13 protein-coding genes are annotated in these 14,753 nt (G+C 35.2%); 3 read left to right on the forward strand and 10 right to left on the reverse strand.

The window, feature by feature from the left end:
- Positions 1 to 2 precede the first annotated feature (2 nt).
- Complete coding sequence (locus LNP22_RS07515) at positions 3 to 1,325, reverse strand: M16 family metallopeptidase (RefSeq protein ID WP_229976000.1); 1,323 nt, start codon at positions 1,323 to 1,325, stop codon at positions 3 to 5.
- Positions 1,326 to 1,597: 272 nt separating this feature from the next.
- Here LNP22_RS07515 and rplU point away from each other — a divergent pair, with 272 nt between their 5' ends.
- Together rplU and rpmA are read left to right on the forward strand one after the other, a co-directional pair.
- Complete coding sequence (gene rplU / locus LNP22_RS07520; RefSeq protein ID WP_229976001.1) at positions 1,598 to 2,035, forward strand: 50S ribosomal protein L21; 438 nt, start codon at positions 1,598 to 1,600, stop codon at positions 2,033 to 2,035.
- A 24-nt stretch (positions 2,036 to 2,059) separates the two neighbouring features.
- The gene (rpmA, locus tag LNP22_RS07525) at positions 2,060 to 2,320 is read left to right on the forward strand and encodes a 50S ribosomal protein L27 (protein WP_035685981.1); all 261 of its coding nucleotides are present in this window, start codon (positions 2,060 to 2,062) and stop codon (positions 2,318 to 2,320) included.
- A gap of 323 nt (positions 2,321 to 2,643) precedes the next feature.
- Here rpmA and LNP22_RS07530 read toward each other — a convergent pair whose 3' ends face one another.
- Together LNP22_RS07530 and LNP22_RS07535 are read right to left on the reverse strand one after the other, a co-directional pair.
- Positions 2,644 to 5,397, reverse strand: coding sequence for an AsmA family protein (locus LNP22_RS07530; protein ID WP_229976002.1), 2,754 nt, complete (start codon positions 5,395 to 5,397; stop codon positions 2,644 to 2,646).
- A gap of 52 nt (positions 5,398 to 5,449) precedes the next feature.
- A complete protein-coding gene (locus LNP22_RS07535; RefSeq protein ID WP_229976003.1) occupies positions 5,450 to 6,031 on the reverse strand; it encodes a MiaE family protein in 582 nt (193 codons plus the stop codon).
- Positions 6,032 to 6,145: 114 nt separating this feature from the next.
- On the opposite strand from LNP22_RS07535, the gene LNP22_RS07540 reads away from it, so the two are divergent.
- Positions 6,146 to 7,390: a glycosyltransferase gene (locus LNP22_RS07540; protein WP_229976004.1), complete on the forward strand. Its 1,245-nt coding sequence runs from the start codon at positions 6,146 to 6,148 to the stop codon at positions 7,388 to 7,390.
- Here the strand turns inward: LNP22_RS07540 and LNP22_RS07545 are convergent.
- The 7 genes from LNP22_RS07545 to cdd all read right to left on the reverse strand — a co-directional run bounded on the left by LNP22_RS07545 (position 7,387) and on the right by cdd (position 14,733).
- A complete protein-coding gene (locus LNP22_RS07545) occupies positions 7,387 to 8,265 on the reverse strand; it encodes a helix-turn-helix domain-containing protein (protein ID WP_229976005.1) in 879 nt (292 codons plus the stop codon). The two genes, LNP22_RS07540 and LNP22_RS07545, sit on opposite strands and share 4 nt — an antisense overlap.
- A 14-nt stretch (positions 8,266 to 8,279) precedes the next feature.
- Complete coding sequence (locus tag LNP22_RS07550) at positions 8,280 to 8,693, reverse strand: nuclear transport factor 2 family protein (RefSeq protein ID WP_229976006.1); 414 nt, start codon at positions 8,691 to 8,693, stop codon at positions 8,280 to 8,282.
- Between the two features lie 72 nt (positions 8,694 to 8,765).
- On the reverse strand, positions 8,766 to 9,317 hold the full coding sequence (locus LNP22_RS07555) for a carboxymuconolactone decarboxylase family protein (protein ID WP_229976007.1): 552 nt from the start codon (positions 9,315 to 9,317) through the stop codon (positions 8,766 to 8,768).
- A 187-nt stretch (positions 9,318 to 9,504) separates the two neighbouring features.
- Positions 9,505 to 11,352 (reverse strand): hydrolase/aminopeptidase, encoded by a 1,848-nt coding sequence (locus LNP22_RS07560; protein WP_229976008.1) that lies wholly within the window; start codon positions 11,350 to 11,352, stop codon positions 9,505 to 9,507.
- A gap of 89 nt (positions 11,353 to 11,441) precedes the next feature.
- Positions 11,442 to 13,088, reverse strand: a complete 1,647-nt coding sequence (locus LNP22_RS07565) for a dihydrolipoyl dehydrogenase family protein (protein ID WP_229976009.1) — start codon at positions 13,086 to 13,088, stop codon at positions 11,442 to 11,444.
- A gap of 6 nt (positions 13,089 to 13,094) precedes the next feature.
- Complete coding sequence (gene pdhA / locus LNP22_RS07570; RefSeq protein ID WP_056190513.1) at positions 13,095 to 14,093, reverse strand: pyruvate dehydrogenase (acetyl-transferring) E1 component subunit alpha; 999 nt, start codon at positions 14,091 to 14,093, stop codon at positions 13,095 to 13,097.
- Positions 14,094 to 14,250: 157 nt separating this feature from the next.
- Entirely contained in the window at positions 14,251 to 14,733 is a 483-nt protein-coding gene (gene cdd / locus LNP22_RS07575) for a cytidine deaminase (protein WP_229976010.1), read from the reverse strand.
- Positions 14,734 to 14,753: the final 20 nt, after the last annotated feature.

Raw genomic sequence — 14,753 nt, forward strand, 5'->3', positions numbered from 1 at the left:
TCTTAGTTTTGAACTTTTTTTGAAGGAACATAATCTAAAATTAAACGCTGATTAGGGTTTAAGTACTTCTTGGCAACTTCTCTAATCTCTTCTCTTGTAATAGAATGATACATATCAATCTCTGTATTGATGAGGTTTACGTCGCCATAAAGCATATAAAAAGAAGCTAGATTTTCTGCAATTCCTTCTACTGTAGAGTTTGCATTCACAAAATTATTATCAAATTTGTTTTGTAATTTTTCGTAATCTTTTTCAGAAATCAAATCGGTTTGAATTTTTACAATTTCTTCATCCATTTCTTTCAAAAGGTCTGATGATGTGTAGGTTCCCATTGGTAAACCGTATAAAATGTACATTCCGTAGTCTTCCTGACTAAATCCGACGGCTCCAATTTGAAGCGCCATTTTTTTATCATCAACTATTTTTTTGTACAATTTAGAGCTTTTTCCATCACTCAAATAAGAAGAGATTAAATCCAAAACTCTGGCATCTCTTGTTTTCATGGATGGTGTTCTGTAAGAAGCTATGACCATTGGAATTTGAATATTAGGATCTTCGTAAGTGGCTTTTATGGTTTGCGTAATGGGTTCTTCTACGAAAGTTTGTTTTTTAACTTCTTCTCCTCTCGGAATTGAACCAAAATATTTCTGAATCCATTCTTTGGCTTTTCCTTTATCAAAATCACCTGCTACTACCAAAACTGCATTATTAGGTGTGTAGAATTTTTTATTAAAGGCTTGAAATTCTTCCAGAGTTGCAGCATCCAAATCTTTCATAGAACCAATAGTGGTCCAACGATAAGGGTGTTTTTTGAACATGTTTTCTTTTACAACCGGCAAAATATTCCCGTAAGGCTGATTGTCGTAACGTGTTCTTTTTTCTTCTTTAACAACTTCATTTTGAGTATCAACACCAATTTTGTTGATCACCGGATGTAGCAATCGCTCCGATTCCATCCAAAGGCCAAGCTCTAAACTATTTGATGGGAAAACTTCGTAATAATAGGTTCTGTCATCTGAAGTGTTGGCATTATTTACTCCTCCATTAGCTGTTACGATCTTAAACCATTCGCCACGTTTTATGTTTTGAGTTCCTTCAAATAATAAATGTTCAAAGAAATGTGCAAAACCAGTTCTGTCCGGACGCTCGTCTTTTGAGCCCACATGATACATTACAGAGGTAATTACTACCGGAGCAGATGGATCGTTGTGGAAAATAACATGCATGCCATTGTCTAGATTGTATTCGTCAAAAACTACTTTTTGAGCATTGGCTACTCCGCCGAGCATGAGTGCAGCACTTAACATCATTATTGAATTTTTCATAAAAGATTAATAATTTTTAGTTACCTGACAATAGGTAGCCAATAGTGGGTTATAGTTACATCAAAAATAAGTTTTTTTAATTATTATTTAAAGAATGCTACTCGTTTTTTGAGTATTTTAACAATCTTTTACTTCGAAACGTGATTTTGATAGTGGTTAGAAAGCTTGAAAAACAGCGCTTAAAGAGAAAAAAATAAATTTGAAGTAAGAGATTGCACAGTAAATTATTAATTGTATATTTGCAACCTTAAAAATCAATAAATCAATTTGGTATGTATGCAATCGTAGAGATAGCAGGGCAACAATTTAAAGTAAGCAAAGACTTAAAGGTTTATGTTAACCGTTTGACTAACGAAGAAGGTTCAAAAATTTCTTTTGACAAAGTTCTTTTATTAGACGATAACGGTAACGTAACTTTAGGCGCCCCAGCTATAGAAGGTGCTTCAGTAGAAGCTAAAGTGTTACAACACTTAAAAGGAGATAAAGTTATCGTTTTCAAAAAGAAAAGAAGAAAAGGATACAAAAAGAGAAATGGTCACAGACAATATCTTACTCAAATTGTAATTGAAGGTATTACTGCAGCAGGAGGAACTAAAAAAGCAGCAGCTAAAAAAGCAGTTGTAGCAGAAGAAGCAGCTACTGAAGAAGTAGAAGCTCCAAAAGCAAAAAAAGCAGCTCCAAAAGCAAAAAAAGAAGCTACTAAAGAATAATAACAATATTTAAACTCATACGTCATGGCTCACAAGAAAGGTGTCGGTAGTTCGAAGAATGGTAGAGAATCAGAATCAAAACGTTTAGGCGTGAAGATTTTTGGAGGTCAAGCTGCTATTGCTGGGAACATCATCGTTAGACAAAGAGGTTCAAAACACAATCCAGGTGAAAATGTTTACATCAGTAAAGATCACACACTACACGCAAGAGTAGCTGGTGTTGTTAAGTTCCAAAAGAAAAGAGATAACAAATCTTATGTATCTATCCTTCCATTCGAAGCATAATCATTAGATTACTTATTACAAAACCCGTTCTGAAAAGAACGGGTTTTTTGTTTTTAGGCTAAACCATTTGAAGAAATTTAAACCATATAAGTTGTATAAGAGAATTTAAGTTTGATTTTTATGTGTAATGTTTCTTTTTTATCACGAGGCACTAGGGATCTCCGTAAGTAGCTCGACAATCTAAGTAATTCTTTGTGTTAGTTTCTTGTGTGATCACTCGTGCCTCGGTATGACAAGATTATCTAAAGCTAAATTCATAAAAAAAACCTGCTCGATTATGAACAGGTTTTGTATTTCTTGCAAATAAATTAGAATTTGGATTCTTACTCATTATCTTTAGTTTCTTCCAGATTTTCGGTTTTTCTTCCCACTTTTATTTTCGGATTATTCTGTGTTCCTGTAATGGTAAGCGGAATTCCTAAAATACCGAGAGGCGGTAGTCCCAGGCGCATTTTTAGGTTAAGTTTTCCGTCTAAACTTGTTGTGCCTTCAATTCTGGGTCTAAAGCCCGCAAATTTGAATTTGAAGCTCTCTAGCGTCATGATATTGTTTTTGACAGTAGTTTTGATTTCTACTTTTGATATGTCTGGATTTTTCATTGCCTCAGAACTGGTCTGTTTGCTTACAGCATTAAACATTTTCAAGCCCCTTACTTTTACATCTTTCACAGAAAGTATTCCGCCTCCAACAAGCGAAGGGTAAACGGGTTCCATCTTGCTGTTTAATCTTCCTTTTAGTTGATAATCCAGAGACACAATTCCTTGTGCTTTTTCGGCTGCGCTGACCATTTTTCTAAAAACTGCAATTTCATTATAGGCTCTTTTAATATCAAAATCAGAAGCTTTTATAGTGTAGTCAAAGGTTGCTTTTTGAGCCGTTGCCGCTTGATAATTGGCGTTCATAGCAACATTGCATCCAATTAGATTGAAACCTGTGTTTTGCATGCTGAGTTTTCCTTGGTTTATTTTCAGGCTTCCCGTTGCGTTATTTAAAGCTAACTGGTCAAAATTTACTTTTTGTGCATTGGCTCTGAATTGCAAATTGAGATTAGACGGAATCACAATCACTCCTGTTTGTCCCTTTTCAGCATTAGCAGCCGTACTTTCTGTTGTTGTTTGTGTTTCAGAAGTATTAGACGATATATTCGACATAAATTCATCCACATTAATATATTTTGCGGTAATCGTAAAAGCGCCGCGTAAAACTCCTTTTGCAGAAGTAGCATAATTGAATACATTTTGTAAATATCCGTTCATTTTAAAGTCGGATTGACCGTATTCGGCAAGGAAACTATTAAAAGACATTTTGTCCTGATTGATTTTGAAAATGCCTTCCTTAATGATGAATTTTTTCGGAAGATTCTCAGAAGTGATTCCAATATTTCTCAATTCAAGCGTTCCTTTATTGTACAGTTTGCTGTAATTGCCTTTTTCGGCATCGCTTTGTTTTCCTTTCAAAACCAAATCAGCTTTTACAAAACCATCCAAATCGAGACCTTTTTGCGAAAAAACTTTATATATTTTATTGATGTCTAATTCGCCTTTGGCTTTAATATCATAATTTAAATCATCAAAATTGCTCAAATCTGCGGTGACAAAAACAGGTTTTCCTTCAAAAATAAAATGAGTTGGCTTTAGACTTACTTTTAAATCCTGAAAAGTTCCTTTTTGGTTGTCGATTCTTGAGTTTACAGTGATATTCGTTATCGGATTTGGGTAATATTTGGTTTTCAAATAACCGTTATTCAAATTTACAAAGCCTTTGGTTATTGGGAAAATATGCTTTTTTTGATCAAATTTTCCATCTACTTTTATGTCTCCGGTCAAACTTCCTTTTAATTCTAAATCAGGGATTCCGAGAGCTTTATTTAGTTTTTGAAGGTCAATTTTAGCTTTAAAATTACCTTTAATCTCAGGAGAATTGATGCCTTTGATGTAAAAATTCGATTTTAAATAATCTTGATGAATGTTTAAAGATAAATTTCTGGCATCTATAATCGCAAGTTCCGGATTTAAAGCCGGAAGTTTGGTTTTAAATTCCATATTGAAGTTAGAAACTGGAAAAGCACTTTGGTTATAGTTTACAAATCCGTTTTCTATTTTTAAGTCTAAATTTAAATCAGGAGCCAGTTTTTGCGAAGTAATGTATTTTCCTTTGAGTGTTAATTGCAAATTGGTGTTTCCTTTTAAATCTGCTTTAGAAAGCCATGTAATATATTTTGGCGGAAACGCCGTAAATACATCATGAAGGTCGCTGTTGCTTGATTTTAGTACAAAATCCATATTGTAGCCTTCTTTTAAGATATCAAATTTCCCAATGAAATCGACCAAAAGATCATTGATTTTTAAGTTGTTTTGCTGGAAAAAGAAGGAAAGCGAATTTATATTTACCTTGGTAATCAGATCGGCATTGATTTTTTTATTTATCAAATACGGCTCATTTTCATATACAATATTTAACTTTTCAATTTTTGCTTTCGAGTTCAGATCAAAAATTTCCTTATTCAGATCGCCTTTTCCTAAATAATCAAATCCTGCAATATCAAGAAGTACTTTTGTGGATTGGTCATCGTATCTGACTTTGCTGTTTAAAATTTCGATACGTTCTAGTTTCAAAGCAGTTTCGGTACTATCTTTTGATTTTTTTGAAGGTGTTGAGGATTTATAAATATTATAATTTGCCTCTCCATTAGCATTTACTTTTACATTAATAAAAGCATTAGATAAATAAATCTGATCAATTTTTACCGTTTTGCTAAAAACCAAACTTGCAACATCAATTCCAAAAGAAACTTCCTTTGCGGTAATGAATTTTTCGTTTTTGTAGGGTGCAGAACCGTTAAGGTGCAAGCCGGTTAAGGTAAGTGTTAAAGATGGAAAATGATGAAAAAAAGAGACTGAAACATCTTTATAATTGAGTTCGGCACTCAGTTTTTCATTAGCCGTCTTTTTTATTTGATTCTTTATTTGATCTTCAAAAATAATTGGAGTTAAAAAAAGTAATCCTAAAAATACAGCAAAAGTGATTCCGAGATATTTTGCCGTTTTTAATACAATCGACTTAGTTTTAATAAACATTATAAAATTTTAGGAGTAAAAAAAATTAGAAATTGTTACTGTTTTATGGTAATTAGCCATGAACTGTTTCGTTCTTTCCATAATTGGTAATAATAGATCCTTCAAATTCGATCCATTCTTTCCAGCGTTTATCAATGTCTATGTTGTCAGTATATTTTCGGGCAAATCCTAAAAATGTGGTATAATGACCTGCTTCAGAAATCATTAAATCACGATAAAATTTAGCCAATTCTTCGTCTTTTATGTTTTCCGAAAGTACTTTAAAACGCTCACAACTTCTCGCTTCAATCATGGCAGAGAACAACAGACGATCGCAAAGTGCATCTTTTCGGCTGCCATCTTTTTTCATAAATTTAAAAAGTTCATTCACATAATGATCTTTTCGTTCGCGCCCCAGTTTCAATCCTCTTTTTTTGATAAGATCATGGACCATTTGTAAATGTTCCAGCTCTTCACGGGCGATGACAAGCATTTCGGTTACCAGTTCTTCTAACTCAGAATTATAGGTAACCAAGCTAATGGCGTTCGACGCTGCTTTTTGCTCGCACCAAGCGTGGTCGGTTAAGATTTCTTCGATATTCGATTCTACTATATTCACCCAACGCGGGTCGGTCGCTAATTTTAATCCTAACATAATGGTATTGAAAAATGGTATGCTGCAAAATTAGTCATTTTTACAACCGAAAATCACTAAATAGTGTGTAAATCCGCCTAAAAAAGCATTATTTTGTATCTTGAAACAATTAAAATGAATCAAATAAAAAAACTATTAATTATTGGTTTTGTCTGGCCTGAGCCAAATTCTTCCGCAGCGGGAAGCAGGATGATGCAACTGATTGCTATTTTTGCTGCAAATCAATTTGAAATAACATTTGCAAGTCCGGCTTTAGATAGCGAATTCATGGTTGATTTGGCTAGTTTTGGTGTTGAAAAAGTTACTATCGAATTGAATAATACTAGTTTTGATGACTTTATTATCAAACTAAATCCCGACGTGGTTTTGTTTGATCGTTTCATGATTGAAGAGCAATTCGGGTGGCGCGTTGCCGAAAATTGTCCACAAGCCATTCGATTATTAGATACAGAAGATTTGCATTGCTTGAGAACGGCAAGACACAAAGCTTTCAAAGAAAACAGCCCCTTTCAATTAAATGATTTATTGGTTGAAGAAGTAGCAAAACGCGAAATTGCGAGTATTTTAAGATGTGACTTGTCTTTTATTATTTCTGAATTTGAGATGAAGATTTTAGAAGATGTTTTTAAAATCAATACGAGTTTGTTATATTATTTGCCTTTTCTGGTGGATGAAATGTTTGAAATTGATTTGGAAAAATTACCTTCTTTTGAAGAAAGAAAGCATTTTGTGTTCATAGGAAATTTTCTTCATGAACCCAATTGGAATACTGTTCAATATCTAAAAGAAGCAATTTGGCCTTTGATAAAAAAAGGATTTCCTGAAGCTGTTTTAGAGGTTTATGGCGCCTATCCGTCACAAAAAGTACTGCAACTGCATCAGCCAAAAGAAGGTTTTTTTATTATGGGAAGAGCCGCAAACGCGTGCGAAGTCGTGAAAAAAGCTAAGGTGGTTTTGGCACCAATTCGTTTTGGAGCAGGTTTAAAAGGAAAATTATTAGAAGCCATGCAATGTGGCACTCCAAGTGTTACTACATCAATCGGAGCTGAGGCCATGCATGGGAATTTGTTTTGGAATGGTTTTATTTCGGATGAAGTTGAGGAATTTGCAAACTATGCAATTGAATTGTACCAAAATGAAAATCTGTGGCGACAGTCTCAAAAAAACGGAATTGCGATCGTGAACGAATGTTTTCAAAAAAGTCAATTTTCGAGTCAATTAATAGATGCAATTCACACTTTATCAAATCAGCTTGAAAGTCATCGTCTTCAAAATTTCATGGGAAGTTTGTTGCATCATCATACCTTAAAAAGTACTAAATACATGTCTAAATGGATTGAAGCCAAGAATAAAAACTAGGCTTCCATTTTTCCAAAACCTACTGTTTCTCGGTATATTTGCGGCGAAACGTCTGCATTGGTTTTAAAAAATCGACTGAAATAATGCTCATCATCATAACCTAGTTCATAAGCAATCTCTTTGACGGTTTTGTTGGTCATGTACAATTCTCTTTTGGCTTCGATGATAATTCTTTCTGAAATAAGATCAGTCAGGGTTTTATTGAAATAATGTTTAGACAATTTAGCTAAGGCCTTTGCCGAAATATTAAGTAATTCGGCATAGTTTCCCGCAGAATGTTTGGTTTTGAAATTCATTTCAATGGCGTCTTTTAGGTTCTGAAGTATAAAAGGTTCTTTAGAATTGGGTATGGACTTCATCTCTTCTAATTGCTGGTTTTTTAATCTCGAAGCAGTAATTAAAAATATTTTGAGATATGATATTAACAATTCATATTGTGCCAATTCAGCGTTTTGAATTTCAGTTTTCATCTGATCTAAAACCATTTTGAAAACTACTGAAGCTTCCTCTGTAATCGCGGTAAAGGGTGGCTGGTATATGTTGTTAAATAATACACCATTGCATGCAACTTCTTTCTGATGCATGTGAATACAGTAAAAATCAGGATGAAATTGAATCGCAATTCCTTCAATTGGTTCGCTTACGCAAAGCATAAAAGGCTGATAGGGAGAAAAGGCTAGGAGTGAGTTTTCTTCAAAATGATGTTCGGCAAAATCAGCTTTTACTTTGCCTCTTCCTTTGGTAACCCATATCAGAGAAAAATAATTATTGCGTTGTAGATGATCAAAATGACTATTATTCTCAAATGAAAGTAGTTTGAAAGCAAGATTCCCGTTTTGTGGATTGATAAGCGTATGTACGTGCTGATGTGACATAAATTTAAAGAAGATTAGAGTTTACGATCAGATTCGGCTATGGCAAAATCATTGATGCTAGCAAATCTTTTTTGCATATAACCCAGTTCATCAAATTCCCAGAGTTCATTTCCGTAGCTGCGAAACCATTGTCCTGAATGATCTTGCCATTCATATTCAAAACGAACAGCCATTCTGTTTTCTTTAAAGCCCCACAATTCTTTTTTAAGTTTATAATGCAATTCCTTCTCCCATTTTTTGGTTAAAAATTGCTTTACTTCTTCACGACCATTGATAAAATCAGTTCTGTTTCTCCATTCGGTATCAATAGTGTAGGCCAAGGCTACTTTTTCAGGATCTTTTGTATTCCATGCATCTTCAGCTATTTGTACTTTCTGTAATGCAGTTTCCATTGTAAACGGAGGAAGGGGGTGTCTTGCTGTTTCCATACTTAATTTTTTATACTAAGATAGTCATGAAATAAATCATGACTATCGTTAGGTATTCTTTTTTTTGATGAATTAGTTTTGTGATGCGATACTTTCAACAACTGGAAAATCAATTTCAGTATTGGCCGTATTATTAAAATAGTTGGTTAAAACATTCAAAGCTACATGAGCTACCGTTTCTGCAATTTCAGCTTCTGAAACTCCTGCATTTTTAATTGCATTTACATCTTCGTTATTTACTAAGCCGTTTTTGCTAATCAAAGTTTTCGCAAATTTTAAAATTGCGGCCGTTTTAGAATCTTCAGAATTTCCTATTCTCGCAGCATGTAAAATTGCGGGATCGGCTTTTATCAATTTTTCTCCAATATAAGTGTGGGCTGCTAAACAATAATCACATGAATTGCTTTCTGAAATTGCCAATGCTAGTAGTTCACCTGTTTTGGCACTTAATTTTCCGTGGCTCAAAGCACCGCTTAGGTTCAAGTAACCTTCTAATGCCGCTGGAGAATTCCCCAAGGTTCTCATCATGTTCGGAACGGCTCCTAATTTTGCTTGTACTGCATTGAATAAATCTTTAGTTTTTCCAGTTGCTTCTTCTGGGTTTAATGCTGTTAATCGTGTCATCGTATTTAATTTTTTAAAGTTATTTATAGTTATTGTCTTTTGACACTACAAAGATGCGACGATACTATATTTTACAACATGGAGAATTTACGCTATGTGATGGACAATTTTCCCTAATTGATTTTTGAGTAAAAAAAAGACCCCGATTATATGTTAATCGAGGTCTTTGGCTTGTTTTTTTGTCTAATTATTTCAACAGACCTTCAACACTTTGAATCGTTGTTTGATGGTAGCCTGATTTGGCTTTTTCAAAAATTTGTTTTGCCCGAACTTTCCCTTCAGGAGTTTTTACCATTTCTTTATAAAGCGTCATTAAGGAGCCGGTTCTGCTCGTTGCAATCATAAATTGCTCGATTGCAGGATAGGCTACAGTATAATGATGACGGATGGCAGGTACAAACCATTGACGTTTGATCACAAAATTTCCGCCTTTGGTAAAATTAAATTCAGCATCAATAGCAGCCATTTCTTTTGTTGTTATGTCTTCTGGAAGATGATCTATAAAATGTTGTTTTCCAGTTGTAGAGGTTATTTTTTGACTTAATCCTTTCATGCCTGTTTTTCTCCAGTTTTGCTGGATGGTATCTATTGCAGCAAAATCATCAGAATGAACTGCCGTAATGTTAGACGGAATTCCTGGTTTGTAAATCCAATCTTCCAGTTTTATTTTATCAGCAATTGCTTTGTTTCCTTTTATGAGGTTTTCGTTTAAGTATTTCACAAAATCTTCTGTTGTGATCGATTGAAAAGCGTGGGCATCAAAATAGTTTTTAATAAAAATATCAAATTTTTCACGTCCCACTGTTTGTTCAATTACTTTTAAAAAGTTGTATCCTTTTACATAAGGAATTTCGCTTATTCCATCATCAGGGTTTCTATTGGTAAGGCTAACTTTTAGGCGTGTGTCGGGGTTTGTAGCGCCATATTCTGCTACATTAGCATCTAGGTCTGCACGAGTGAGAACGTCTTGCATTTCAGCTTCTTTTTTACCAAAAATTGCCTCGCCAATTCTATGTTCAACGTAAGTTGTAAAACCTTCGTTTAGCCAAATATCATCCCAAGTTGCATTGGTCACTAAGTTTCCGCTCCAGCTGTGTCCCAATTCGTGAGCCAATAAGCTTGTCAGCGAACGATCACCTGCAATAACTCCGGGTGTTAAGAAGGTTAAGTTTGGGTTTTCCATTCCGCCATAAGGAAAACTCGGCGGTAAAACCAGTACATCGTAACGTCCCCAACGGTAAGGACCGTAAAGTTTTTCGGCAGCTAAAACCATTTTTCCCAGTTCAGCAAATTCCCAAGCTGATTTTTTTAACATTGATGGTTCTGCATAAACACCGGTTCTGTTGTCGATAGATTGAAATTCTATATCTCCAACAGCAATTGCCATCAAATAAGACGGAATTGCTTTGTCTTGTTTAAAAGTATAGATTCCATTATCATTTTTCTCCTGAGGATTTACGGCGCTCATTACGGCCATCAAATCTTTTGGTACTGTAACTTTTGCATTGTAGGTAAAACGAACTCCCGGTGAATCCTGACACGGAATCCAGGTGCGTGACCAAATACTTTCACCCTGAGAAAAAAGGAACGGCTTCTTTTTGTCGGCAGTTTGTTCTGGAGTTAACCATTGCAATGCAACAGCATCTCTTGTCGTTGTATAATAAATATTGACTTTGGTTGTATTGGGTTCAATTGTAATTTTAAGAGGTTTTCCATGAAATTCAACTTCAGTTCCAAGTTCAAATTTCGTTTCTTTTTCTTCGTCTCCTAAGGTGACTTTGGTAATATTTAAAGTGTTTTCATCAAAGATAATTTCGTTTCCTTTACTGATATTGTCAATTTCCCAAGAAGCTTTTCCTGAAATCGTTTGTGTATCAAAATCAACTTTGATATCAAGATCTAAATGTTTTACAACGGCAAGTTCAGGTTTAGAGAAGGTGTGTTCATCATTAACTTTTGCTGTTTTTTGTGTGTTGTCTTTTTTCTGGCAGGATAAAGCGGCCAAAAATAAAGTGAGTAGAACTATTTTTTTCATTTTATGAAGATTGAATTTGAGAATGAAAATTAAACAAAAAATCCCGTTTTGAATAAACAAAACGGGATTTAAATATATAAAACAACCGATTATGCCAACATAGTAACAGGGCTTTCGATGAATTGTTTTAATGTTTGTAAAAATTGAGCGCCAGTTGCACCATCAATTGTTCTGTGGTCACACGCTAATGATAACATCATGGTGTTTCCAACTACAATCTGACCGTTTTTAACTACCGGTTTTTCAACAATCGCACCTACAGAAAGAATAGCAGAATTTGGTTGGTTGATAATTGAATTGAATTCAGTAATACCAAACATTCCAAGGTTAGATACTGTAAAAGTACTTCCTTCCATTTCTTGAGGTCCTAATTTTTTGTTTTTAGCTCTTCCTGCTAAATCTCTAACTGATGCACCAATTTGAGATAAACTCATAGCATCTGTAAATTTCAATACAGGAACTACTAATCCGTCTTCAACAGCAACAGCAACACCAATATTAACGTGGTGATTGATGATGATAGCATCTTCTTTCCACTGAGAGTTAATTTTTGGATGTTTTTTCAAAGCTAAAGCACAAGCTTTAATGACCATATCGTTAAAAGAAACTTTTGTTTCAGGAACAGTATTGATTGTCGCTCTTGCCTGCATTGCTTCATCCATGCTTACCTCGATCACTAAATTGTAGTGAGGAGCAGTAAACAATGATTCTGCCAAACGTTTTGCGATAATTTTACGCATTTGAGAGTTTTTGATCTCTTCTGTAAAAACTTCTCCGGCAGGAACAAATACTTTTGGTGCAGCAGCAGTTTCTTGTGGTTTAGTACCAGAAGTTGCAGCAGGCTGAGCTTGTGCAGAAGGAGTAAAGTTTTCGATATCACTTTTTACGATACGTCCGTTTTCTCCAGATCCTTTCACCTGAGTTAATTGAATTCCTTTATCAGAAGCAATTTTTTTAGCCAAAGGCGAAGCTAAAATTCTTCCTCCATTTGATGAAGAGTCAGTAGTTGCTTCGGTTGCTTTTTCAGCAGCAGGAGCTGCTTTTTCTTCTGTTGCAGGAGTACTTGCAGTTGCAGTTCCTCCGGCAGTATAATTGTCGGCAATTCCAGAAATATCAGTTCCTGCTGGCCCGATAATAGCTAATAAACTATCAACAGGAGCAGTGTTTCCTTCTTTAATTCCGATGTATAATAATGTTCCGGCATTGAAAGACTCAAACTCCATAGTCGCTTTGTCTGTTTCAATTTCAGCTAAAATATCACCTTCAGCTACAGCATCTCCTTCTTTTTTCAACCAGGTTGCTACAGTTCCTTCAGTCATTGTATCACTCAAACGAGGCATAGTTACAACTATAACACCTTTTGGTAATTCAGTTGCTGCTTTTGCAGGAGCAGCAGTTTCTGTTTTAGCTTCAGCAGCAGGAGCTTCTTTAGTTTCTGCTTTTGGAGCTTCGGCAGCAGGAGCATCTCCACCAGCTAATAATGCTGAAATATCTTCTCCTTCGCTACCAATTATAGCTAATAATGAATCAACAGGCGCAGTTTCTCCAGCCTGAATTCCGATATGTAAGAGAGTTCCTTTGTTGAAAGACTCAAATTCCATTGTTGCTTTATCTGTTTCAATTTCAGCAAGGATGTCACCTTCGCTGATTTTGTCGCCTACTTTTTTTAACCAAGTCGCTACCGTTCCTTCCGTCATAGTATCGCTCAAACGAGGCATTGTTACTTTTATCGCCATAATATTTTATAGTTTATGAGGTGTGAATGGATAGTCTTCTTGTGCGTATACTACGTCATATAGTTGTTGTAATTCTGGATATGGAGATTCTTCGGCAAATTTCACGCATTCTTCAACCAGATCTTTAACTCTTTGGTCAATTACTTCGATTTCTTCTTCTGTAGCATATTTTTGATCCATAATCACATCCAAAACTTGTGTAATTGGGTCAATTTTTTTGTATTCTTCTACCTCTTCCTTAGAACGGTACAATTGTGCATCAGACATTGAGTGTCCTCTGTAACGGTATGTTTTCATTTCAAGAAAAGTTGGTCCATCACCGCGACGAGCTCTATCAATAGCTTCTGTCATGGCTTCGGCTACTTTTACAGGATTCATTCCGTCAACTGGTCCGCAAGGCATTTCATATCCTAAACCAAGTTTCCAGATATCAGTATGGTTGGCAGTTCTTTCTACAGAAGTTCCCATCGCATAACCGTTGTTTTCAACGATAAAAACCACAGGAAGTTTCCATAACATTGCCATGTTAAAGGCTTCGTGTAAAGAACCTTGTCTTGCTGCTCCATCACCAAAATAAGTCATGGTTACGCCACCAGTTTCAAAATATTTGTCAGCAAAAGCTAAACCAGCTCCTACAGGAATTTGTCCACCTACGATACCGTGGCCTCCGTAAAAACGGTGCTCTTTAGAGAAAATGTGCATAGAACCTCCCATACCTTTAGAAGTTCCTGTAGCTTTTCCCAAAAGTTCTGCCATTACACGTCTAGGATCAACTCCCATACCAATTGGCTGCACGTGATTTCTGTATGCAGTAATCATTTTGTCTTTGGTCAAATCCATAGCGTGCAAAGCACCCGCTAAAACGGCCTCTTGACCATTATATAAATGGAGAAAACCTCTAACTTTTTGTTGAATGTATAATGCTGCAAGTTTGTCTTCAAACTTTCTCCAAAGCAGCATGTCTTCGTACCACTTTAAATATACTTCTTTTGTAACTTCTTTCATCTGAATTCTTTCTTTTGCTAAAGTTGTTTGTGTTATCAATTGTTGCCTATAACGCAAAATAGTTTCCTCCCACAAATTTGCGCCCGAAAGGTCGGGATGCAAAAATAAGACATTCCGTTTAAGAACTAAAATTTAAAAGGTACTTTTTGGCTTTTTTTTACAAGAACTTTTTATCAAACATAAAAGGGAGTAGATTTTTTAGGGATGCCGATTTGTAAACCTGACCAATTTCGCCCATAAAATAGATTTCGATAGGGTTGTCCTGCTTGATTTCGTATTCTGCTATCGATTGTCGGCAAGAACCGCAAGGCGGAATTGGAGCTGTGGTTGGGTTAGTATCTGATGCTGCTGTAATTGCCATTTTCAAAATTTTCGCTTCTGGATAAACGGCTCCAGCATAAAAAATAGCGACTCTTTCTGCACATAAACCCGATGGATACGCGGCATTCTCTTGATTAGATCCTACAACTATTTTTCCGTTATCTAAAAGTAGTGCAGCACCAACTCTAAATTGAGAGTAGGGTGCGTATGCCTTTTTTCGAATTTCAACGGCTTCATTCATTAAATCTTGAATGTCATTTGATAATTCATTTAAGGTATCAAATACCAAAAATGATGATGTAATACTTATTTCTTTCATTGTTTTTTAAGGGAAAAAAA

It is taken from the genome of Flavobacterium flavipigmentatum (genome assembly GCF_020911905.1).
Lineage (GTDB): Bacteria > Bacteroidota > Bacteroidia > Flavobacteriales > Flavobacteriaceae > Flavobacterium > Flavobacterium flavipigmentatum.